General features: G+C 33.9%; 18 protein-coding genes. 6 read left to right on the forward strand and 12 right to left on the reverse strand.

Going from position 1 to position 24,833, the window contains the following annotated elements; translation table 11 throughout:
- Positions 1-2: 2 nt before the first annotated feature.
- The 5 genes from P0R33_RS02905 to rpsF all read right to left on the reverse strand — a co-directional run bounded on the left by P0R33_RS02905 (position 3) and on the right by rpsF (position 12,666).
- The gene (locus P0R33_RS02905) at positions 3-9,710 is read right to left on the reverse strand and encodes a gliding motility-associated C-terminal domain-containing protein (protein ID WP_276174139.1); all 9,708 of its coding nucleotides are present in this window, start codon (positions 9,708-9,710) and stop codon (positions 3-5) included.
- A gap of 1,201 nt (positions 9,711-10,911) precedes the next feature.
- Positions 10,912-11,385, reverse strand: coding sequence for a DUF6495 family protein (locus tag P0R33_RS02910; protein ID WP_276174140.1), 474 nt, complete (start codon positions 11,383-11,385; stop codon positions 10,912-10,914).
- A 128-nt stretch (positions 11,386-11,513) separates the two neighbouring features.
- On the reverse strand, positions 11,514-11,954 hold the full coding sequence (rplI, locus tag P0R33_RS02915; protein ID WP_276174141.1) for a 50S ribosomal protein L9: 441 nt from the start codon (positions 11,952-11,954) through the stop codon (positions 11,514-11,516).
- 68 nt (positions 11,955-12,022) lie between these two features.
- Positions 12,023-12,319: a 30S ribosomal protein S18 gene (gene rpsR / locus P0R33_RS02920; RefSeq protein WP_002987043.1), complete on the reverse strand. Its 297-nt coding sequence runs from the start codon at positions 12,317-12,319 to the stop codon at positions 12,023-12,025.
- A 5-nt stretch (positions 12,320-12,324) separates the two neighbouring features.
- Complete coding sequence (gene rpsF / locus P0R33_RS02925; RefSeq protein WP_026729424.1) at positions 12,325-12,666, reverse strand: 30S ribosomal protein S6; 342 nt, start codon at positions 12,664-12,666, stop codon at positions 12,325-12,327.
- A gap of 177 nt (positions 12,667-12,843) precedes the next feature.
- Here rpsF and P0R33_RS02930 point away from each other — a divergent pair, with 177 nt between their 5' ends.
- Positions 12,844-13,542 carry a LytTR family DNA-binding domain-containing protein gene (locus tag P0R33_RS02930; RefSeq protein WP_184163564.1) on the forward strand — a complete coding sequence of 233 codons (699 nt, stop codon included), beginning with the start codon at positions 12,844-12,846 and terminating at the stop codon, positions 13,540-13,542.
- On the opposite strand, the gene priA is transcribed toward P0R33_RS02930, so the two are convergent.
- From priA to nadC, 7 genes are all read right to left on the reverse strand, one after another.
- Positions 13,539-15,989 (reverse strand): primosomal protein N', encoded by a 2,451-nt coding sequence (priA, locus tag P0R33_RS02935; RefSeq protein WP_276174142.1) that lies wholly within the window; start codon positions 15,987-15,989, stop codon positions 13,539-13,541. The genes P0R33_RS02930 and priA overlap by 4 nt on opposite strands.
- Positions 15,990-16,033: 44 nt before the next feature.
- Entirely contained in the window at positions 16,034-16,438 is a 405-nt protein-coding gene (locus P0R33_RS02940) for a type II toxin-antitoxin system VapC family toxin (RefSeq protein WP_276174143.1), read from the reverse strand.
- Positions 16,438-16,674, reverse strand: coding sequence for a hypothetical protein (locus tag P0R33_RS02945; protein ID WP_276174144.1), 237 nt, complete (start codon positions 16,672-16,674; stop codon positions 16,438-16,440). The genes P0R33_RS02940 and P0R33_RS02945 overlap by 1 nt, the downstream gene beginning before the upstream one ends.
- 66 nt (positions 16,675-16,740) lie before the next feature.
- A complete protein-coding gene (gene bla-B1-FLAV, locus P0R33_RS02950) occupies positions 16,741-17,487 on the reverse strand; it encodes a subclass B1 metallo-beta-lactamase (protein ID WP_276174145.1) in 747 nt (248 codons plus the stop codon).
- A gap of 10 nt (positions 17,488-17,497) precedes the next feature.
- A complete protein-coding gene (locus P0R33_RS02955; protein WP_276174146.1) occupies positions 17,498-17,926 on the reverse strand; it encodes a DUF2147 domain-containing protein in 429 nt (142 codons plus the stop codon).
- A gap of 1 nt (position 17,927) precedes the next feature.
- Positions 17,928-18,851 carry a YihY/virulence factor BrkB family protein gene (locus P0R33_RS02960; RefSeq protein WP_276174147.1) on the reverse strand — a complete coding sequence of 308 codons (924 nt, stop codon included), beginning with the start codon at positions 18,849-18,851 and terminating at the stop codon, positions 17,928-17,930.
- A gap of 79 nt (positions 18,852-18,930) precedes the next feature.
- On the reverse strand, positions 18,931-19,788 hold the full coding sequence (gene nadC, locus P0R33_RS02965; RefSeq protein WP_276174148.1) for a carboxylating nicotinate-nucleotide diphosphorylase: 858 nt from the start codon (positions 19,786-19,788) through the stop codon (positions 18,931-18,933).
- A gap of 238 nt (positions 19,789-20,026) precedes the next feature.
- Between nadC and P0R33_RS02970 the strand changes: the two genes are divergently transcribed.
- From P0R33_RS02970 to P0R33_RS02990, 5 genes are all read left to right on the forward strand, one after another.
- Complete coding sequence (locus tag P0R33_RS02970) at positions 20,027-21,127, forward strand: DNA alkylation repair protein (RefSeq protein WP_276174149.1); 1,101 nt, start codon at positions 20,027-20,029, stop codon at positions 21,125-21,127.
- A gap of 260 nt (positions 21,128-21,387) precedes the next feature.
- Positions 21,388-22,269: a pirin family protein gene (locus P0R33_RS02975; RefSeq protein ID WP_276174150.1), complete on the forward strand. Its 882-nt coding sequence runs from the start codon at positions 21,388-21,390 to the stop codon at positions 22,267-22,269.
- Between the two features lie 3 nt (positions 22,270-22,272).
- Positions 22,273-22,668 (forward strand): OsmC family protein, encoded by a 396-nt coding sequence (locus P0R33_RS02980; protein WP_276174151.1) that lies wholly within the window; start codon positions 22,273-22,275, stop codon positions 22,666-22,668.
- A 5-nt stretch (positions 22,669-22,673) separates the two neighbouring features.
- A complete protein-coding gene (locus tag P0R33_RS02985; RefSeq protein WP_276174152.1) occupies positions 22,674-22,958 on the forward strand; it encodes a GNAT family N-acetyltransferase in 285 nt (94 codons plus the stop codon).
- 412 nt (positions 22,959-23,370) lie between these two features.
- On the forward strand, positions 23,371-24,786 hold the full coding sequence (locus P0R33_RS02990; RefSeq protein WP_276174153.1) for an adenosine deaminase: 1,416 nt from the start codon (positions 23,371-23,373) through the stop codon (positions 24,784-24,786).
- The last annotated feature ends 47 nt before the right edge of the window (positions 24,787-24,833 follow it).

Below are 24,833 nucleotides of genomic sequence, written 5' to 3' on the forward strand. Positions count from 1 at the left end.
GCTTATCTCATAATAGACAACCAGCCTTTTTTAACCGTTCCATCTCCAATGGTTATCACATAAAAATAAGTACCTGTTGGCAACATATCTCCTCTATTAACAACTCCGGATACATTTGCAGTTCCGTCCCAGTCATTTTCATAATGTACTTTACTGTACACTAATGCTCCGTATCTGTTAAATACTTTCAATTCGTTGTTTGGATGAGTTTCGATACAATCAATTCTGAAGAAGTCATTTTTTCCGTCATTGTTTGGTGTAAACTCATTGTAAACAGTTAAACAAATTGGTTCTAATGTTACTGAAGCAGAATTATTTGTTGCATCAACATCTAAAGGAGTTGAAGTTTCTACAGTTGCTGTACTTGTGTAATTGCCGCCTGGCAGTACCTCAGCAACAATTGTTAGTGTTACACTTTGACCTGCATTTAATCTTGGAATTGTCCAAAGTTGCGTTGTCGGATCAAAAGTTCCAGTTGATGTAGAAGAACTTACCAACTCTAAACCACTAGGAATCAAATTACTTACAATTGTATTGATAAAGTCTCCTTCTCCAACATTATTTACCGTTACCGTAAATGTTACCTGCTCTCCAAAATTTGGAGTCGGATTATTAACTGTATTGGTAATTGTCAAATCTGAACAGCTTGACACACTAACATTTAGAGTTTTGATTGTTCTTTCATCACAAGTATTAACGTAAGCTACCGTTACTGTTCCAGGTCCAATATCTGACCAAGAAACGGTTACAGAACCATCTGCTGTAGAACCTCCAGAAACGATTGTTCCTCCAACAATTGTCCATAGATAATTAGATTTTCCGTTTGCAATTGAATACGTTACACCTTTGAAAACACATGGAGTATCATCTGTTGTTGTAATTTGATAAGCAGCGTCATTTTCGAATGAAACTGTAATAGCTAATCTTGGTGCATTATCACAACCGTTAGTCGTATTACTCGATGCAGCGGCATAATAAGTCGTTGCTGTAAGAGGAGTATTCGCTAGTAATGGTGTTCCGCCAGTCGCAGTAGTATAATAAACTACATTTGCTTCATTTACTTGAATATTAGCAACTGTTGGCGCAGCATTTAAACAGAATTTCTGATTTGTGCTTGTTGTTGTAACTACGCTTGGTGCATTAACATTTACCGTAACTGCTAATCTTACTGGATTCTCACATCCAACTGCACTAGAAATCGCACCATAATAGATGCCAGTTGTAAGCGCTGTAGTTGCTGGAAGTGCCGTTCCTCCTGTTGCTGTTCTATACCAAACTACATTTGCTTCATTTACTTGAATATTAGCAACTGTTGGTGAATTTAAAGTACAGAAATTTTGAGTTGCATTTGCTGTTGTTGGAGTCCCTGCTGGATCAACAACCGTAACTGTAACTTGTAAACGAGTTGTACTTTCGCAACCTGTCGCTGCATCTACAATATTTCCAAAATAAATTCCAGAAGTTAATGCTGTTCCTGCTGCAATTGGCGTTCCTCCTGTTGCAGAAGTATACCAAGTTACATTGCTTTCATTAACCTGAATATTAGCAATTGTTGGTGCATTTGCAGAACAGAAAGTCTGAGCTGCATTGTTTGTTGTTGGATTAATTGTATTTCCAACCGTTACAGCAACTTGCAATCTTACACTGCTTTCACAACCTGTTACTGGATCTTTTATCGCTCCATAATAAGTTGCGGTTGTTAAAGCTGTTGTAGAAGCCAAAGCTGTTCCTCCAGTTTGCGTTGTAAACCAAATTACATTACTCTCATTTACTTGAATATTAGCAACTGTTGGATTTGTTCCTGAACAGAAAGTTTGCGCAGCAGAAGTCGTAGTAGGAGTTGCTGGATCTGTTACCAATACATCTACAGTTAATCTAGTACTGCTTTCACATCCTGTAGCTGGATCAGAAATTGCTGCAAAATATTGTCCTGTTGTTAAAGCTGTCGTTGATGGAATTTGAGTTCCGCCTGTTGCAGCTGTATACCAAACAATATTTGTCTGAGTTGTCTGAATACTTGCAAATGTTGGCGCATCTTCCTGACAGAAATTTTGTGTTCCTGCTGTTACCAAAGTCGGTGTTCCTGGATCATTTACAATCACATCAACTGTTAATCTTGTAGCGCTTTCGCATCCTGATGCAGGATCAGAAATTGCTGCAAAATATTGTCCAGTTGTTAATACTGTTATTGATGGAATTTGAGTTCCGCCTGTTGCAGCTGTATACCAAACAATATTAGATTGAGTAGTCTGAATGCTTGCAAATGTAGGCGCATCTTCCTGACAGAAATTTTGCGTTCCTGCTGTTACCAAAGTAGGAGTTCCTGGATCATTTACAATTACATCAACTGTTAATCTTGTAGCGCTTGCACAGGCTGTTGCTGGATCTAGAATTGCTGCAAAATATTGCCCTGTTGTTAATGCTGTTGTTGATGGGATTAACGTTCCGCCTGTTGCAGATGTATACCAAACGATATTACCTTCATTTGTCTGAATGCTCGCAAATGTCGGAGCATCTTCCAAACAGAAGTTTTGTGTTCCTGCTGTTACCAATGTAGGAGTTGCAGGATTATTTACAATGACATCAACTGTTAATCTTGTAGCGCTTTCACATCCTGATGCAGGATCAGAAATTGCTGCAAAATATTGTCCTGTTGTTAAAGCTGTCGTTGATGGAATTAAAGTTCCGCCTGTTGCAGCTGTATACCAAACAATATTTGTCTGAGTTGTCTGAATGCTTGCAAATGTAGGAGCATCTACTAAACAGAAGTTTTGTGTTCCAGCTGTTACTAATGTAGGTGTTCCAGGATCATTTACAATTACATCAACTGTTAATCTTGTAGCGCTTTCGCATCCTGATGCAGGATCAGAAATTGCTGCAAAATATTGTCCAGTTGTTAATACTGTTGTAGAAGGAATTAAAGTCCCACCTGTTGCAGCTGTATACCAAACTATATTTGCCTGATTAGTCTGAATGCTTGCAAATGTAGGAGCATCTTCCTGACAGAAATTTTGTGTTCCTGCTGTTACCAAAGTCGGTGTTCCTGGATCATTTACAATTACATCAACTGTTAATCTTGTAGCGCTTGCACAGCCTGTTGCTGGATCTAGAATTGCTGCAAAATATTGCCCTGTTGTTAATGCTGTTGTTGATGGGATTAACGTTCCGCCTGTTGCAGCTGTATACCAAACGATATTACCTTCATTTGTCTGAATGCTCGCAAATGTCGGAGCATCTTCCAAACAGAAGTTTTGTGTTCCTGCTGTTACCAATGTAGGAGTTGTAGGATTATTTACAATGACATCAACTGTTAATCTTGTAGCGCTTTCACATCCTGTTGTCGGATCAGAAATTGCTGCAAAATATTGTCCTGTTGTTAAAGCTGTCGTTGATGGAATTAAAGTTCCGCCTGTTGCAGCTGTATACCAAACAATATTTGTCTGAGCTGTTTGAATGCTTGCAAATGTAGGAGCATCTACTAAACAGAAGTTTTGCGTTCCTGCTGTTACTAATGTAGGTGTTCCCGGATCTGTCACCGTTACTGTAACAGCTAATCTCACACTACTTTCACATCCAAATACTATATCTGTAGCTCCTGCATAATAAACTCCATTAGCCAAAGGTGTTGTAGATGCTAAAGGAAGTCCACCAGTTGGTGTGGTATACCAAACTACATTAGTTTCATTTACTTGAAGATTAGCAACCGTTGGTGTTGTAGACAAACAGAAATCCTGAGTATTATCTAAAGTAGTTGGCGTGTTTGGATCATTAATTAATATTACAGCATCTTGCAATGTTCCGGCAAGGTTTTCACAAGTATTGGTGCTTGAAACGGCTACATGATAAGTAATTGGACTCATTGCCTCAGTTAATCCTGTTGCTGTTAACTCTCCTGCAGCACTTATAGTATAAGTAACGCCGTTGATAACTGCTCCATTAGCAATTGGCTGTGTTTTATTTGCATCTAGATACCAAGTGAATAAAGGGCTTGCTAAGGCTGGCGCAGTTGGAGTTAATGTTGCTGGCGCATCATGACAAACCGTAACATCATCAACTAAGATATCATTTGCTGTAGAAGGAGGTAAAATTGTAAACGTAATCTGTTTTCTATCTGCTTCTGCAGTTAAACAAAATTGATCTGAAGTTACTCCAACATAATAAGTATATGTTCCTGGAGCCAAACCGTTTACTATTAATTGCGCTGTAGTTTCTCCTGGAATAAGCTGACTTGTTGTTCCATTAAAACTATACCAAGAATAAACTGGGTTAGTTAATAATGGTGTTCCGCTCAAACTTGTTGCTAAAGTTACTGATCCAGTAGCTGTACAAACAGATGTTGATGTTCCTCCATTCAAAGTTATGTCTGTTAAAGCATTAACTGGAGCTGAAGCTTTTACTTCAACTGTAACCTCACCTCTTGCAAAAGTTTCACATCCATAACGTACTGGTTGCACGTAATATTTATAAATTCCTGCTGGTAAATTAGCTGGCAATGTATAAGAAATACCTGTAGATAGTGAATTTCCACCAGTAATCGCATCATACCAAATATAGGTAGAACAAGCTTCTTCAGGTATCTGAAGTGTAATAGTACTTCCTGGACAAACCGTTATTTTATTTTGCGGATCTGCACCAATAACTGTCGTATTTGCTGTTCTTTCAACAGTATGAACTCTTAGGAAATCTAATACTCCAGCCACACCTCCTAAACGAATTCTAACTCTATCGTAAATTTCTGTTGGTGAAGACACCAAGACCATTGCCAAAGAATTTCCTGGCAGTAATCTTATGCTTAATAATGTACTTGTATTTTGAATTGGAGCTCCAACAGCAACATTACCTAAGTAACGCTGAATTGTAAATCCAGTAAGTAAATTAACATCTAAAAGTGCTCCTGGTTTAGAAATCACTATTCTTAAAGTGTCGCTTACTACAGAAGGAGTTTTAAATTGTACTGTTAAATCAGCTGCTACTAAAGCACCAACTCCACTGTACATAGTTGCAAAAGTTGTAACATCATTATCAGCAATATTCCATGCATCACTTACTCCTACAGCAGCAGTTACTGCTCCTACCGGAAGAACTAAATCTGTTGCACCGTAGAAAATATCCTGAATGTCTCCAGGAGTACATGCTACAGTTGCAACTTGTCTGTTGTAATGAGCATCAAATACTTTTGTATTTTGAGCAACACTTACTAATGATGCAGATTGAATTCTGATTCCGTCATAATCTTGCGGACCTGAAGCATCTGAAGGAACAAAAGTAAACTCATAAGTATTATCTCCAGAAATTAAATTTAATAATGAACCAGATACTGATTGCATCGCTCCAATGTCAACTCCATTTTTAGTTCCAACTACAGATAAATTCTGACCAACAGCTAATAAACTGTATTCTGATCCTAACTTAACTGTAACAGGTGTTCCTTTAACGATATTTGCTGGCCAAGTTAAACTCTGCCAAGTTGTTCCAACTCCTAAAAGTCCAACTCCTGTTGTAATGGTTGAAAATGTTTGTGGATTTCCATCAACAGCATTTGTTCCATTAGTAACAGTTCCTGTAATTATTGAACTAAAAGATTGTCCTGTTGCATAAACACGTTCTGACAAAGATTGACAACTACTTAAATCAATAACATTGATCACTTTTGTTGCTGTTCTACTGCAAGTTCCATCACTAGCAACTGCTGTATAAGTATAAACGCCTGGTGCACTTAACGCTCCAGTTGTAAAAGGTGGTCCTGCTAATGCATTCCCTTGCGGATCAAACCAAGTTACAGTACCAGTTGAAGTTGCTGTTAAAGTTACGTTGGTTCCTACATTCACAGATTCCTGAGGATTTGTTACCACTAAGCTTGGCAAAGCATTAATAACAACTGTTACAGATTGTCTTGCCGCTGGACAAGTATCTCCTGTACGTTGAGCTTCAATTGAATAAACTCCACCAGTTGTTATATTAGCAGCTGCATCAGCAGTAATTACATTATTTGAAGGATCATAAAAGGTATAAGTAGTATTTCCCGTAGAATCAAAATTTGTTATTGCATTTCCTAAATTAAAACTACCACAGCCAGGAGCTGGATTGGCATTTACAGTTAGAACAGTAGTTGAAGGAAAATTAACTGTGACTTGTTTTAAATCATTAATTACATTTTCGCAAGTCCCACCATTTGAAGCCGCAATAAAATAATTATAAGGAGTTCCTGCTGCATTTAATCCTGCAATTGTCAGTGCGCCAGTTGTAGCATCTTTCGTAAAAGTTACTCCAGGCTGAGCTACAACAGTAGTTCCAGTTATAATTTCCTGAGTTTTATTTTGGTCTGTATAATATTTAAATTGTGCCCCAGCAATAGCTGTAGATGGATTTAAAACTATACCACCTGCACAAGTAGCTTCAGCTGGGCTTGGAATTACAATATCCGCAGCTGTTGGAATTGGCAAGACATTAACTGTAACTGCTTGACGAATACTGTTTTCACAAGTTCCTCTTGTTCCTTGTAAATAATAAGTAGTCGAAGCTGTTAAAGGAGCTGTTGGATTTACCGCTACTATATTTCCTCCTACCGCAGCATCATACCAAGTGTATGTTTCTGTTCCTGTAGAAGATGCAGTTAATGATGCGGTTCCACCAACACAAATTGGTGCCGCAGCTCCAGTTACTGTAGCATCTGGATATCTGTATGCTCCTTGATAGATATACAAATTACTTAATACGGTAGCAAGTCCTCCTAATCTAATTTCAACACGATCAAATGGTGCTGTTGCTTTAAAGCTTGCTTTAAATTTATTTCCTGATAATAGTTGAATACCAATTAAGCTATTATTGATCGGCGTTCTATCATTATTATAAATAGCTCCGTTAAAAGTTGCAAGACTCACACCCCCTAATAATGTTACATCTGCTAAACCGCCAGGTAATTCTAAATCTACATCTATTATATCTCCAGTTTGACCAGGATTAGCAAAAATAAGTGTTTGTTCGATATAGCTTCCTAAAAGTCCAACTGGTATACTCAATTGAGCAAATGTATTAATATTACCATCTACAGAATTATTTGGATTTATGTCTGTACAAGCAACACACAAAAGACCAGGATCTCTACTTGTTATTTGTGTTCCTGCTTGCAAACAGGTACTTGCATTTGCAATTACAGTAACTGTTATTGCTCCTCTTGTTGGATTAGCGCAGTCAGTACCTACATTAACAGCTTCAACATAATATGTTTTGTTTGCCGTTAGAGCTGGATTAGGTGTATACGATGTTGTATTAAAAGCTATTGAAGCCCCTCCCGTAGGAACATCAAACCAATTATATCTAACACCTGCAACTGGATTCTGTACAGATAATGTAACTGTCTGACCAGATTGTATAATTACATTTGATGATGCAAAAGTTGGTGTTGCTGGTATTGGACTAACTGTTAAGTTTACCGCAGTACGCGTTGCTGATGTACAATCTCCAATAGCAGCTTCTACGTAATAACTTGTGTTAACCGCTAATGCAGGAGTCGTAAATGAAGTACCTGTAAATACTAAATTACCTCCTGTAGCAGCATCGTACCAATTATAGGTTGTACCTGTTATTGGCGCCTGAACAGTTAATGTAGTAGATTGTCCGCTACAAATTGTTGTTGGTGACGCAGTAACAACTGGCACTACTGGATTAGTAATCAATATTTGAACTGGATTTCTTTCACTATTTACACAACCATTTCTTGTAACTTGCACATAATATGTTGTTGGTGCTGTTAAAGCTGGTGTAGTAAACGTTGCAGTAGAGGCCAATGAAGTTCCTCCCGTTGCAGCACTGTACCAATTTACCGTCTCACCAACTGCAAGTGATGCAGTTACGGTAGCAGTTTGTCCGCTACAAATTGTTGTCGTGCCAGAAAACGTTGGCGCTTTAAATCTATAAGTAGCCTGATAAATATCTGCGCTTGTCAATACAGTTGCCAAACCTCCCAATCGAATTTCAACGCGATCAAAATTTGCACCTGCCGTAACGCTGGCTCTAAAACGATTACCGCTTAATAATTGTAAAGTAATTAAAGGGTTATTTATTGCAACTCTATCATTATTATACGTGGCTCCATTATAAGTAGCTAAACTAACCGCACCTAATAAAGATAAATCTGCTAAACCTCCTGGTAATTCCATTTCAACATCTACAATATCTCCAGCTTTTCCAGGATTATTAAATTGTAATGTTTGCTGAACATAACCATTTATCAAACCGACTGGAACATTAAGTCTTGTTGCAGTTGCTGGATTTCCGTCAACAGCATTATTTGGATTCGTAGAACTACATAATAAACATACACCGTTTTGAACTATCTGCTGACTTCCAGCTTCAAGACAGCCAACTAAAGATGCTGGTTGAACCGTAACCAAAACAGGAACTCTTGCAGCGCTCACACAACTTCCGTTTGGACTTTGTGCCTCTACATAATAAGTTTTGGTAGCAGTCAAAATCGGAGTTGTAAAAGTTGCTGTGTTAGTTGCAACTGCTGTTCCTCCTGTAGGTACATCATACCAATTTAATTGTGCACCAACTTCAGAAGTTGAGGCGCTTAGAGTGGCATTTTGTCCAGATTGAATTGTAACACTTTGTGTTAAAACTGTTGGAGTAGCTGGAATTGCTGTTGAAACAACATTTACTTGAGTACGAGTCGGACTAATACAAGTTCCTATAACTCCTTCAACATAAAAAGAAGTAGTACCTAAGGGAACCGTTGGCGAGTATGTAGTTCCTGTTGCTAAGGCCGTTCCGCCCGTTGCTGTAGAATACCAAGAATATGTTGTTCCAGGAATAGCATTTACAAGTGACAAAGTTGTTTGCTGTGTTGCTCCACTAGAACAAACTGTCGTTCCTGTATTACTAACTGCCGGAGCAACTGGATTAGAAACATTTAAAACAACAGGTACTCGAACATTTCCTTCGCATCCTGTTGTTCTTGAAATTCCTATATAATATGTAGTATTATTAGTCAATGCAGGAGTTGTAAAAGTATTTCCTGTTGCTAATGCAGTTGTAGAAGAAGCAGAACCATACCACGCTATAGTAGTTCCTGCGGCTGGTGTTGCGGTAAGCGTAGCTGTAGATCCAGAACAAACTGTTTGTGTTAAACCTCCCGCAACAGTTGGTTGCGCATATTCTAAACGAACATCATAAATTCTAAGGACCGTTAATAAATTTACAAGCCCACCAACCTGAATTTGCACTTGATTCGCATCGCCTGTCAAAGTATACTTTGCCACCGCGACAGTGTTACCGGTAAGTAAATTCAAATTTAAAAGCGGACTATTTAAAGCCACGCTCGAACCAACATTAGTTCCATTAAATTTAGTTTGAATCGAAGCATTCGACAACAAACTTACATCAAGAAGACCATTGCCAGTACCAAAATAAATAGCAATTTGATCTCCAGCTCTCGCCGTCTGACCTAAATTTAATGTCTCTTCAACAAAACAACCTACCCCGACCACGCTGGTTAGGGTTGCAAAAGTGCTTAAGCCTGCGCTATCATAAGCGTTGGCAGGACTATCAACATTTAATCCAACACACAGTAATCCACCTTGACTATTTGTTTCAGACGTAGGTCTACAAATAGTTTGTGAAAACACATTACTGCATATTAGAAACAACGTTAAAAGCCCTAATAATCTCTTGTGTAGTTTGAGATTACAAAAAGTAAATTTTTTTTTCATAATTTGGAAGATTAGAAAATGGACAATAAAACACCTCTCGCAATAGGCACAAACACCTACGCAATTAAACAATCAATTATAAATCAAACAGTTAAAACAAAATTTAAAAACCTAAAATCAAGTTTTTAGAAATCGTTTTGCAAAAAAAATTATGTTGAATTCGGTATGTCAAAACATACCCTAGAACAAATCTTATCTCGACGAGATAAAATACATTCCGTTTTTTTGGAGGAAAAATGATTGTAGTCAATTTTCCAAGAGGAGTGATTTGTTGTAGGTCTAATTTTCATAATGAAAATTTTTGGTTTAAGCAGAATGGGGAATTCTCTTTATATATTTAGAAGAACATTCTTTAATAAAAGCTGATTACTTCTTTCTCTTTTTTAGATTGATTAGTTTTCTAAAAATCAAAATGTTCGTAATTCTATACGTAGCAAAATCTGCCACATTTAACAAACCCGTCGAAACGGACATGAAAAATGCAGTTTATTAAAAAATAAAAACTCAGATAAAAACTTTAATTGTGAAGGAAGACCTAATTTATCATTACGACGAACTAAGTTTAAAAAATAATTTAAAGCTAAAACAAAACAAACAACTAAAGTAAATTTGATAAAGAAAGTAATTGTCAACTCCATAGACAGACTTATTAAGTTATTAATGATTTTCAATCCCGAAAAATTAAAATGAAAGAGCTTTTTTTATTTCTTAAAAAATACCCCAAAATCATCTCTCATTTTCTAAGAACATTAAAGCAAAACTTTGTTTAACTTTTGTATTCTAAAATTAGAAAAAACAAAAACACAAAACAAGGATAAAATTCTTATAATTTATCTTTACACATCTAAATAAGTAAGTAACAACTTTTAAAAACATCAGAAAAATCAAGCATTTTAACAAAATTAAGTCGTTATAGTTTTCTTAAACAAAAAATCGACGAAAATATGTTAAAAAGATAAAAAGAAAATAAATTCCTACAATTAAATAAAAAATAAGTTAAAAATTATCCGTAATGCATACTAAAAAGTCGACGAACTGTTCAGGGATTTCTAGGAATCTAAAAGATTGAAAGATTTAAAATAAACACGTAGAAATACCTGCTATTTCAAAACAAAAAGTTTAAACAAAAGTTAAAAAAATAAAAAAAAGACAAACAATTATAGATTAATTGTTTGTCTTTTTCAAAAAGGTTACTTAGAGTTTAAGACTCAATAATGGTATTAATTTGATTAAAAAGCTGACCATCACTTAAAAATGCTCCTTGTTTGATCAGTTCGAAAATAGAAATATTTCTTTCTTCAGTAAATACTTTTTTCCCAACTTTCATCTCAATATTATCAGTAAACATATTATCACTTAACCACTGAAGGCCTTCTTTTGTTAAAAAATCTGTTTCGGCAGAAAGAGATTTTAAAACTATAGATTGAATATAAGTATCAAAACAATGAAATAAAAAGATATGGTTTTTAGAAAAATGCTCTAAATATTCAGCTCTAGACAATACTCCTTCCCAAATCAAGTCAGAAAAAACATCTAATTCCTGCTCCGCTACTTCTGGCTTGTTTATTTTAAGTTCATCCCATTCTTTTTTATCAATTGTCTGAGTCGCTAAAAAGCTTGCAAATTCAGCATGCAATTCATCAAACTGTTCTTTTGTTAATCTTGCGTATTTCATTTTATTTTAGGCTTTATGCTTTACGCTGCAGGCTATAAGCCATCAACCATAAGTCTAATTATTAACTAACTATATATTAAAAAAAAATCCCGATTTTCATCGGGATTTTAGTATAGCATTTCGAAATATTACTTTTCAGCAACAATTTCGTATGGTAATTCAACGATAACATCTCTGTGTAAACGGATGCTTGCGTTGTATTTTCCTGTACGTTTAACGATTCCGCTTGTGATGAATTTTCTATCGATAGCGTTACCTGATTTCTCTAATGCTTCAGCAATATCGATATTAGTAACAGAACCAAAAAGTTTTTCTCCACCAGCTTTAGCACTGATTTTAATTTCAAGAGCTTTTAAAGTTTCAGCAGTAGCTTTTGCATCAGCAACAACTTTAGCTTCTTTGTGAGCTCTTTGTTTTAAGTTTTCAGCTAAAACTTTTTTAGCAGAAGGAGTAGCTAAAGTAGCGAATCCTTGAGGAATCAAGAAGTTACGACCGTAACCTGGTTTTACTGATACTACATCATCTTTAAATCCTAGGTTTTGTACGTCTTGTTTTAAAATAATTTCCATGTTGTTGTCCTTATATTTTAGAAGTTAGGTTCTGCTTAAACAGAAACCAGCGACTAGATTTTTATATACTATTTTAATAAATCGGCCACGTATGGCATTAAAGCTAAGTGACGAGCTCTTTTTACAGCTACAGAAACTTTTCTTTGGTATTTTAATGAAGTTCCAGTTAAACGACGAGGAAGAATTTTTCCTTGCTCATTAACGAATTTCAATAAGAAATCAGCATCTTTATAATCGATGTATTTGATTCCTGATTTTTTGAAACGGCAATACTTTTTAGTTTTGTTTGTTTCAATGTTTAAAGGCGTTAAATATCTGATATCTCCGTCTTTTTTTCCTTTTGCAGATTGCTCAATTGTAGACATAATAATTACGCTTTAGTAGATTTTAATTTAGCTCTTCTTCTTTCCGCCCATGAAATAGCATGTTTATCTAAACTTACAGTTAAGAAACGCATAACTCTTTCGTCACGTCTAAATTCAGTTTCAAAAGCTACAAGAACTTCTCCAGCTACTTTGAATTCGAATAAATGGTAAAAACCACTTTTTTTGTTTTGGATTTCGTAAGCCATTTTTTTAAGACCCCAATCCTCTTTCGATACCATTTCAGCTCCTCTACTAGTAAGAAATTCTTCAAATTTCGTTACTGTTTCCTTCACCTGAACCTCAGATAAAACGGGATTTAAAATGAAAACAGTTTCATAATGATTCATAAATAAAAAATTTATTTGTTAAAATTGGGTGCAAAAGTAATGATTAATTTTAAATAACCAACATATTTTTTCTTTTATTCGTCATAATGCAAAAAATATACGTTGACTTTAGTTTTTTTTCCAAAAAAACCATTACTTTTACTATTGCTATCCTGAATTTATTCTAAATTTAAAGTTATGAAACTAAACTGTGTTGTTGTAGATGATAGTTCTATACAAAGGACAATTATTGCCAAGTTGGTAAATAATCATCCTGGATTGCATTTAATTGGAGATTTTTCTAATGCAATTGAAGCAAAAAGCTGTATTTCTTTAAATAATATCGACCTAATATTTCTTGATATTGAAATGCCGGTTATAAATGGTTTTGATTTTCTGGACGGACTAAAATCTAAACCTCAGATTATATTCATTACTTCTAAAGCCGAATATGCTTTAAAAGCTTTTGATTATGACGCCACTGATTATCTGCAAAAACCGATTGCCGTAGATCGTTTCAATGCTTCTGTAAAAAGAGCAATTGATATGCATCTGCTTAAAAAAGATATTAAAGAAGAAGAAGGCGAACATATCTTCATTAAAAGTAATCTTAAAAAACTTAAAATCTTCACTTCAAAAATTAAATGGATTGAAGCGTTTGGAGATTATGTTAGAGTAGTTACTGAAGATGACAGTAATCTGGTTCTTTCTACAATGAAATCTTTTGAGAATGATTTATCAAAAGACAAATTTATTCGTGTACATAAATCATACATTATTAATATAGATAAGGTAGAACGCTTTAACAGCAAATTTGCAGAAATTGGAATTACTAAAATTCCATTGAGCAGAAATAAAAAAGAAGATTTAGTAAAAGCGCTTTCTACTCCTTCTTAATAGAAATCTACATTAACGACGACTTTTATAGCTCTATATTGAGCAACAGCCTCAAAACTATTCAACATTTTCTGAATAGTTTTTTTTGTATTTCCTAAATGCAGATTTTGCGGAATCTTAATCAATATAGTCCTTATATATTCATTTCGTATTCTGCTAATCGCTGGCTCTTCTGGTCCTAAAACAGGTATTGCCAGATTTTGACTCAAAACCTGATATAACCACATAGAACCTTCTTTCAATTTATCATAATCTTTATGTTTTAAAGTCAGCTTGATAATTCTGAAATAAGGCGGATATTTATAAATCTGTCTGTCATACAATTGCTCTTTATACATACCTATATAATTATGGTCTGTAACTTGCTGAATTGTGTTATGATTTGGATTGTAAGTTTGAATTACAACTTTTCCTTGTTTTTCTGATCTTCCGGCTCTTCCGGCAACTTGAGTCATCATTTGAAAACTACGTTCAAAAGCTCTAAAATCAGGATGATGCAGCATATTATCGGCATTCATAATACCAACTAAACTAACATTATCAAAATCCAAACCTTTAGCTAGCATTTGCGTACCTACCAAAATATCAATTTCGCGATTTTTGAAGGTATCTATTATTTTCTCAAAACCAAATTTACCTCGAGTCGTATCTTGGTCCATACGAGCCGTTTTTGCTTTTGGAAATAAAGAAATTAATTCTTGCTCAATCTGTTCCGTACCAAAACCTTTTGTAGTTAAATCTATACTGGAACAGCTGTGACAATTTGTGGGTTTAGCAATTGAATAACCGCAATAATGGCAACGCAACTGATTCTTATGCTTATGATATGTCAAACTCACATCACACTGCTGGCAATGAGGCACGTGCCCGCAAGTGAGACATTCTATAATAGGAGAATAACCTCGTCTGTTCTGAAATAAAATTACCTGTTCGCCTAAAGATAAAGCCTCCGCAATTTCTTCTATTAAAAGATCACTAAAGTGTCCTGTCATCCTTTTTCTGAAATGCTTGTCTTTCAAATCTACCAAAAGAACTTCTGGCATTCGAACATTTTTATAACGTTCTGAAAGTGCAACTAAACCATATTTACCCGCTTGAGCATTAAAATAAGTTTCTATGCTTGGCGTTGCCGAACCTAATAACACTTTTGCATTATGAAAATTTGCCAAAACAATTGCAGCATCTCTCGCATGATATCTTGGCGCTGGATCTGTTTGTTTAAAAGTCTGCTCGTGTTCTTCGTCTACAATTAACAACCCTAAATCATTAAAAGGCAAAAACAAAGCCGACCTCGCTCCTATTACAATTTGTGCTTTTTCAGAATTTTCAAGTGTTTGTTTCCAAACCTCAACTCTTTCGTTATTGCTATATTTAGAATGAAAAACAGCTACTTTATCTCCAAAATGAAGACGTAATCGAGAAACCAATTGAGCCGTCAATGCAATTTCTGGCAAGAGATATAAAATTTGTTTGCCTGTTTGCAAGTATTCTTCAATTAATTTGATATAAATTTCGGTTTTTCCACTTGAAGTAACGCCGTGAAGCAAACAAACTTCTTTCTCAGAAAAACTGTTTTTTATAGCAGTAAAAGCAGTTTCTTGCGCTTCACTAAGTACAAGTTCTTTTTCTGATTTTTCTCCATTAAAAGTAACTCGATCATGCTGTAAAAAATATTCTTCGAAGATTTCTTTTTCTATTAAAGCTTTTACAGTTGTTAATGTGGAATTCGATGCCTCAGTAAGTTTTTTTACTGTTATTGGCTTTTTCTCAGAAGCACTAAGCTGAAAATAAGTTAGAACAATTTCTTTTTGCTTATTGGCACTTTTTAATACTTCCAATAATTCTTGCAAGCCATTATCAGATTCATATTTGGCATGTAATTTTACATATCGAACCAATTTTGGCTTGTAACTTTCTTTTATTTCTTCTTCTAAAAAAATAACATCTCTCGCTATTAATTTTTGAAGTGTAGGAAGTATATTTTTTTTATTTAAAATCGAAACGATTTCCTGAACCTTCAAAGAGCTTTGGTGATGTAGCGCTTCATAAATTAAGAATTCATCATCTGAAAGTTCGCTGTCATTAATTATTACATCAGCTTTATGCGAAACAATAGTTTCACTTTCTAATAATAATCCACTCGGAAAAGCACCGCGATACACATCCCCAATTCCGCACATATAATAATTTGCAATCCAAAGCCAGTGCTTAATCTGGATTTCGGTTGCAATTGGTTTTTCATCTAAAATTTCATGAATTTCTTTTGCCTCATACAGCGTTGGAGCATTTTCATGAACATCCAAAACCAGAGCCGTGTATATTTTACTTTTTCCAAAAGGTACCGCCACACGCATTCCTTTTTCAATGAAATGATATTCGGCCTCAGAAATACGATATGTAAAGGTTTTTGCTAAGGAAAGCGGTAAAATAACTTCGATAAAAAACATGTAGATATTTTAATAAAGATTGAGAATAAATTTGAACAAAGAAATTAATTTCTTTCAAACCAATTCTCCATTTGAATTCCGTCTAAAAGTTTAAAATCTTTAATATTGTCAGTAACCAAAATCAATTGATTCTCAATTGCAGTTACTCCAATTAAAAGATCAAATTCGTCGTTAATAGGTTTTCCAATTTTTCTAAGCCTAACTTTCTCGATCGCATATCTTTTAATTGATCCAAAAATGGGAAGTATAGTTAATCCTTTTAAAAAAAAATCAACTGCTTTATTAGATTTTACAGGATTATCACTGTTTTCAGCACCAAAACGAAGTTCAGCAACTGTTATTTCAGAAATATAACAATTTTCCAAACCCACTTGCTTCACTGTTTTGTCAAGATTTAGTTTTCCTCTAAGAAAGAAAACACACATGCTTGTGTCTAGTAAATATCCCATTAAAACTTAATTTCCTTATTCTTAAAGTTTCTATTAGCTTTTATATCAGAAACAATTTCTTCTGCAGATTTTTCAGACGCAAAAGCACCAAAAGATTTATAAAAACTATTCTCTTTTGATTTATTACTTTTAATAGACTTTGTTAATCGTTCTATAAGTTCAATTTTATTTGAAAAGCTAAGTCCTTCAAATAAGTTTGAATAGGTTTCCAATATATTTTTATCCGTTACAGTCATATCTTCTATTTTAGTTCAAACAAAATTAAACTATTTTAACAACAATTTGAATTTAATAGTTATCTGTTACTTTTTTCCAGATGATTTTTGAGCCAAATACTCATTAACCATTTTCAAAGTATGGTTTAAAGATTCTAGACTATTCCACCCTTCATGACCTGGAATAATATATTTTGGATTTTTGAATTTCGTTTGAACTTTTGCAATAGACGTTCTCCATTCTTTCACTTCAGAATCACCCAAATAACCTAAATCTTTAGCATCGGTACTTTTTATAAAACAGGCTCCGTAAAGCACTTTTTCTTTATTAAACCAAACTACAACATTGTCGGGTGCATGTCCTTTTCCTGGATAATAAACCTCAAAAGTATGCTGCCCAACTGTAAACGTTTTATCGTTTGGAATTAAAAATTCGGCCCTTGGTTTATTTTCTTTTTTAAGAATATAATCCGTTAATTTAATAGAATAGGTTTTTATTCCTTTTTTTCTATAAAAATCAAATCCACCCGCACGATCGTCATGAGAATGTGTTGCAAAAAGCATAATAACTTCTTTATGATGTTTTACCTTTATACTATCTAATAAAGGCTGAAACTGCGATTTATCCCAAGGCGCATCAAATAATACAACACCTTTATCTGTAAGCAAATACAAGGCATTAGCCGAAATCTTTGTTCCTTTATAATCGCTAAATGTTCTATAAACATAAAAGTCACCTGAAAGATGACTTATTTGTAATGGCGAATTCTTAGATTGTCCGAAACTATTTGAAACAACAACTAAGAATAAAATTATCGAAGTTAATTTTCGCATTTATTTTGAATTAATTTTTCACTCTTGTCCAATATTGAGTTCTTCCCATCAAAGAAACTCCAACATAACCGCGAAGTTTTAATTTATCAGCAGATTCTAAAGTGATATAACATTTGTATTTTTTACCGCTTGTAGGATCCAAAATTGTTCCTCCATTATATTCAGAACCATCTTTTTTAAGACCGTTCATAATTACCATTCCCAAAATTGGTTTATTTTTTTCAGCACCATCGCATTTTACACAAACATCTTTTTTATGACTATCGCGAAGAATATCTACAACTTTACCGTAAACTTTTCCTGATTTCTCATAAATCTCAACTATAGATTTTGCTTCTCCAGTTTCATCATCAATGGTTTTCCATTTTCCAATTACACTTTGGCTTTGCATGGTCAAGGCAAAGAAGAATACTCCGATAGTTAGCATCAAATTTTTCATATTATTTATTTTTTTTTTGTTTTAATTTTCTGATAGAAGCATTCAATTCGAACCCTAAAAGCAGAATCATACAGTTTATCCAAATATAAAACATTAGAATTAATAATGTCCCAATAGAACCATAAAGTTCGTTATATTTTGAAAATTTTATAACCCAAATCCCAAAAAAGAATGAAGATATAACAATTAAGATGGTCGTAAAAACAGATCCAATGCTAATAAATGGCACTTTATTATACTGTTTTGTTCCATAACGTAATAATATTGAAGATGTTATCAAAATCATTAAAATTACGAACAAATACCTTCCTAAAATAATCAATGGAATTCTATCACTTAAAACATCTTGAATGATCGTTTTTTGAATAAAGACCTCAAAAACAACGATTGTAGCGACTGTTACAAACAAAATAATAGTCATTACAAGCGATATTGCCAATGCAACTAAATATTGACTAAAAAAACCTCTTTTATCAAAAACATGTTTAGAGGATTCAAAACCGCTCAAAATTCCATTAATTCCATTTGCCATTAAGAAAATAGAAAGCAAAAAACCCGATGATAATAAGCCTGAGTGACTATTATTTAAGATGTCGCTTATAATTTTACTAATTGCATCATAAGTATTCGGCGGAACACTTTGCTGAACGAATTGCAGAAAATCTTCCTGAAAATTGTCTATCGGAATAAACGGAATCAAGTTTAGTATAAACAGCGCAAAAGGAAACAACGCCATAAAAAAGCTAAAAGAAACAGCACTTGCATGATAAGAGAAAGCACCTTCAAGAATTCCTAAAGTGTACATTTCAAGCAAATCATACAGCGAGAATCCTTCTAGCCAAGGCAATTTTATAGTCTTTAAAAGTCGGGCCAGATTCCGTATTACGGGTATTTTCTCAATCCGAGCTTCTATCTCTTGCGACATATTTTTTGATTTTAGATTTTAGAGTTCTGATTTTAGATTTACAAAACTCATAACTTATAACTCAAAACTCATAACTTCCTTAAAACGCTTTCAAGCTCAAATCCATGTTATAAACTGAATGCGTCAAAGCACCAGAAGAAATATAATTTACTCCGCACAATGCATATTCGCGAACGGTTTTTTCGCTAATATTTCCTGAAGATTCTGTTTGGCATTTTGATCCAATTAATTTTACAGCCGTTTTAGTATCTTCATAATTAAAGTTATCAATCAAGATTCTATGAACTCCATCGCTTAACAAAATCTCTCTAATTTCATCCAAATTTCTTGCTTCAACAATAATCTTCAAATCCAGATTATTTTCTTTTAAATACTCTTTTGTTTTAGCAATAGCGCGCGTAATTCCGCCTGCAAAATCAATATGATTATCTTTCAGCATAATCATATCGTACAAAGCATAACGATGATTTTCTCCACCTCCTATTTTTACAGCCCATTTTTCAGCTACTCTAAAATTTGGAGTTGTTTTACGCGTATCTAAAATTTTAGCATTTGTTCCTTCTAAAAGTTGCATCAAATGATTTGTTTTCGTGGCAATTGCAGACATTCTTTGCATCGTATTCAAAACTACTCTTTCGGCTTTTAAAATAGATTGAGAGCTTCCAGAAACTTCAAAAACAACTTCTCCGTATTCTACGTGCGTTCCGTCTTCAATAAAAGTTTTCACTTTCAAATTCGGATCTACATGTTCAAATATCATTTTAGCAAGTTCAACACCAGCGATAATTCCTTGATCTTTTACTAATAATTTTGCCTGACCATGAGCTGTATTAGGAATACAGGCAAGCGAACTGTAATCGCCTGGACCTACATCTTCTCTAATGGCATTTTTTATCAAAAGTTGTAATTCTGCTTGAAATTCAGCTTTACTTATCATTTTTCTATTTTTTATAATAATGCTAAATTAGGATATATTTTATGGATTTGAAAGTTTACTTTGTCTGAAAAGTTTCTTATCAACTTAAAATTTACATTTAGCCACAGATTAAAATGATTAAAATGATTTTAAAAAATCTGTGCTAATCTGTGTAATCTGTGGCTAATAATTTTTCAATCAAAATGTACCTCTACAATTAAAAACATTAAATATCTTTGAAGTTCATTCAAACAAAATTATGGGATTAATTAAAGATATTTACTCGGCTTCTTTTTACGAAAAATTTAGTCAGGCTGTTGCCGAAGTACATCCAGCATTCAATAAACAAAAATTTATTGAAGCCATTTACGAAGACGATTTTGCTCAAAAAGAATGGAAAGAAAGAATGAAACACACCACAGTTGTGTTTCATCAATTTATGCCACAGAATTTTCCAGAAGCCGTTTCTTTAATTGACAAAATCATCAAAAATTTAAGAAAAAACAACTTTGCAGACAGTAATCTGGCTTTTATTTTCTTCGCCGATTATATCGAAATCTATGGTTTAGAAGATTTTAAAACTTCATCAAAAGCATTTGTTTCTATCACTCAATTTATAAGCTGTGAATTTGCTGTTCGTCCTTTCATTCTAAAATACAAAGAACAAATGATCAACGAAATGACAAAATGGTCTTTACACAAAAATCATCACGTTCGTCGTTTAGCAAGTGAAGGTTCTCGCCCTAGATTACCGTGGGCAATGGCGATTCCGTTTCTAAAAAAAGATCCTTCTTCCATTCTTCCAATCTTAGAGAATTTAAAAAACGATCCTTCGGAATATGTTCGCCGAAGTGTTGCCAATAATTTAAATGATATTGCAAAAGATAATCCACAGATTGTGTTAGAAATCGCCAATAAATGGAAAGGTCAAACCAAAGAAACAGACGGAATTATTAAACACGGATGCAGAACTTTATTAAAACAAGGACATCCAGAAATTTTAAGTCATTATGGTTTAGAAAGCACTAATATTGAACTTTCTTTATTTGAAATTAAAACGCCTACTGTAAAAATCGGAGATTATTTACAGTTTCACTTTCACTTAAATAATAAAAACGAAGATGCCAAAACAGTTCGTTTAGAATATGCGGTTCATTACAAAAAAGCAAAAGGACATTTGGCAAAAAAAGTCTTTAAAATCAGTGAGAAAATTTATCATCCAAATCAATTAACTAAGATTGAGAGAAATCAGTCTTTTAAATTGATTACAACGAGAGTTTTTTATACTGGAATGCATCAATTGTCGATTATTATTAATGGAACTGAAAGTGAGGTTTTGGAATTTGAGTTGATTGATTAATCAGAAAGGAGTCTTCATCAAGATTGTCAGACTGAGTGAAGTCGAAGTCCACCAAAGTGATTCAGCATGCGAGACTTCGACTTCGCTCAGTCTGACAAAAAACGTACTTTGTTTTACAATGACAAAATCAAATGAATTATTCTAGATTTTCCTTACTTTTATAATTCAAAAATCTAAAAACAAACTTTCTTAATCTAAATTAAGTTACAGATTTCTATCACAACTGTAATTTTGTTTTCAAATCAAATAAAAAATACCACATGTCAAATATCAGTTTAATTATCGAAGAACGTGCTGCCAATATTGGCAACTTTATGGTTGGGCGTTTATTGCCTTTCCGTGAAAAAAGAGCCGTCGGACCATTTGTTTTTATCGATCATATGGGACCTGCGCATTTAAGTGATCACGAAAATATGGATGTTCCTCCGCATCCGCACATCGGACTTTCAACTTTGACTTTTTTGTTTGAAGGAAGCATTATGCATCGCGACAGTTTAGGAACAGAATTAGAAATAAAACCTGGTGCCGTAAACTGGATGACGGCCGGAAAAGGAATCGTCCATTCTGAAAGAACGCCTGAGTATTTAAGACATTCAGATAAAATGCTTCACGGATTGCAGATTTGGGTTGCGCTTCCAAAAGAATTGGAACAAATGGAACCTAATTTTACGCACGTTGAAGCAGATGATATTCCAGCTTGGGAAGAAGATGGCGTTTCATACAAATTAATTGCTGGCGAAGCTTTTGGCAAAAAATCTCCAGTTCCTGTTTATAGTCCGTTGTATTTTATTGAGATTAAAAGCAAAGAAGCTAAGAAAATCAATATTGGAAAAGATTTATTCGGCGAAAGCGGTTTGTACATTTTAGAAGGAAGTATCAAAAATGGCGAACATGTTTACGATCCGAGACAAATTTTGATTACAACTGAAGCTTCTCTTTGTGAGTTTGAAATTGCAGAAAATTCTACGGTTTATATTTTTGGTGGACAGCCTTTTCCTGAAGAACATTTTATCTTTTGGAATTTCGTTTCTTCGGATAAAAACCTCATCGAAAAAGCAAAAAAAGACTGGACAGAACAGACTTTCCCTAAAGTTCCAGGCGAAACAGAATTTGTTCCATTACCAGAACCAAGAATCAAATAACTTATGGATACAGTTAAAGCAACAATCGATACAAGAAAATATCGCACAGAAATAACTTCTAAAACTGGTAATATTCTTATTTCTGACGAACCACAAGAAATAGGTGGGAAAAATTTAGGATTTAGTCCGTTTGAACTTCTGGCTTCTTCTCTCGCTTCCTGCACCTTAATTACGTTGCGAATGTATATAGACAGAAAAGCTTGGGATGTTTCAGAACTTTCGATCTGGGTAGATTTTGAAAAAAATGAAGAACATACTGTTTCTTTATTTTCAACCAAAATCTTAATTACAGGAAATGTAGATGATGCTCAAAAACAGCGAATTTTGAAAATTGCCAACAGCTGTCCTGTTCATAAAACATTAATAAACACAATTAAAATAGAAACTTCTTTAGTATAAATAATATGGAAATTCAACAAATAAACGACACTAAAAAAGGCTACTTTGAAGCCGTAGAAGATGGCAAAGAAGCTGGAAAAATGACTTACACTTGGGCAGGAGACAGTAAATTTATTATTGATCACACAGAAGTAAGTCCAGATTTTAACGGAAAAGGTGTTGGTAAAAAACTGGTTTTAGCCGCTGTAGAATATGCAAGAGCCAACAATGTAAAAATTATTCCGCTTTGTCCTTTTGCAAAAAGCGTTTTTGATAAGGTTGAGGAAATTCGTGATGTGCTTTTTTCTTGAAGCTTCTAAGGTTCTGAGATGCTAAGGTTCTAAGTTTTTTTAACCGCAAAGTTCGCGAAGGATTACGCAAGGTTCGCAAAGGATTACGCAAGGTTCGCAAAGTTTTTTAGTAAAGCTTTGCGAACTTTTGCGTTTATAATAGCTTTAGAATATTATAAAACCTTGCGTTCTTTGCTGTAAAAAATCTACGCAACGAAATTAACCGCAAAGCACGCAAAGTACTACACAAGGTTCGCTAAGTTTTTCTAAGCAAAGCTTTGTGAACTTTAAAATCTTTATCCTATTTCCAAAAAACTTAGTGTGCTTTGCGAAAAACCTTAGCGAACTTTGCGGTAAAAAATGTACACAACGAAATTCAATTTTTAAATCTCTCCGAAAAGTCGTATATTTGCGCGTAATTTAATCTTAGAGTATGACAAGGATAATTACGCTTTTCTGTATTTTTATAGCACAAATCGGCTTTTCTCAATCGGCTGAAAGTTATTTGGAAAAAATCAGAAATAATGAAGCTCTCTTAACAGCTTTTTTTCAACAAATGCCAAAAGGAGGCGACTTACATCACCATTTTTCAGGATCCGTTTATGCAGAACCGCTTTTAGAAAGAGCCATTGCTGAAGATTTTTATTTGAATATAGAAACTATGGCAGTTTCAAAAACCAAACCTGCAAATGGAAACTGGCAGACTTTTTCTTCTATAAAGAATGATGGAAAACTTGATTATTATCAACAGCAAATTATGCAAACTTGGTCAGTTAAAGATTATAACGGTTCTGTACCTTCAGACGATCAGTTTTTTGATTCTTTTATGAAATTTGAACCTACAATTAAAGGTCATTTTGCAGAAGGAATGCTTGAATTAAAAAAACGTGCCATTGCAGAAAATGTTTCTTATATCGAAACACAATTATCAACGATTCCGTGTGATATGAATGTTTCTGATTTAAGTGATTTTAATAACAGATTACGTCAGGCTGCAAATCAAAAAGATGAAAAAGCAGTTTTAAAACTTTTAGATGAATTGTATAAATCGCTTCAGAAAAAAGACGCTAAAAAATATGCTGACGATTTCAATAATAACTTTTTAGGAAAACTTCATAAAGATTTAAAAATCGACGATGAACGTTTTACAATGCGTTATCAAAACTTTGTGCTGCGTTTTATGGAACCTGTAGATTTATTCAAAAATCTGACTATCGCTTTTATTTCGTCAAGCGAAAGCAAACTAACAGGAGGTGTAAATATAGTTTCTCCAGAACATGGAGAAAATTCTATGAAAGATTATTGGTTACACATGGTGATGTTTAAATACTGTCACTCTAAATTTCCAAACGTAAAATACACACTTCATGCTGGCGAATTGACTTTAGGTTTGGTTCAACCAGAAGAATTAACTTGGCATATTAATGACGCGATTTACATTGCTGGAGCTAACCGAATTGGTCACGGAGTTGACATTGCTTACGAATCTAATTCATACGATTTGCTGAAGTATATGGCTAAAAATAATATTCCGATTGAGATCAATTTAGTGAGTAACGAATTCATTTTAAAAGTGAAAGAAAACAGACATCCATTTACGCTTTACAAAGAATTTAATGTTCCAATTGTAATCAGTACAGATGATGCAGGAATTTTAAGAAGTAATATGACTGAACAATATGTTTTATTGGCAAAAAGATATCAGGATGTTAATTATGAAACGATTAAAAAATACGTTTATAACAGCATCAATTACAGTTTTATTCAAGATGAATCGGTTAAAAAACAATTAATTAAAGATTTAGATAACCGTTTTAAAACTTTTGAAGCGAAGTTTTCTAAAAACTAACCTCTAAACCTAACAGGTTTTAAAAACCTGTTAGGTTTGTCAACTTT

The sequence above is a fragment of the Flavobacterium sp. YJ01 genome, from assembly GCF_029320955.1.
Taxonomy (GTDB): domain Bacteria; phylum Bacteroidota; class Bacteroidia; order Flavobacteriales; family Flavobacteriaceae; genus Flavobacterium.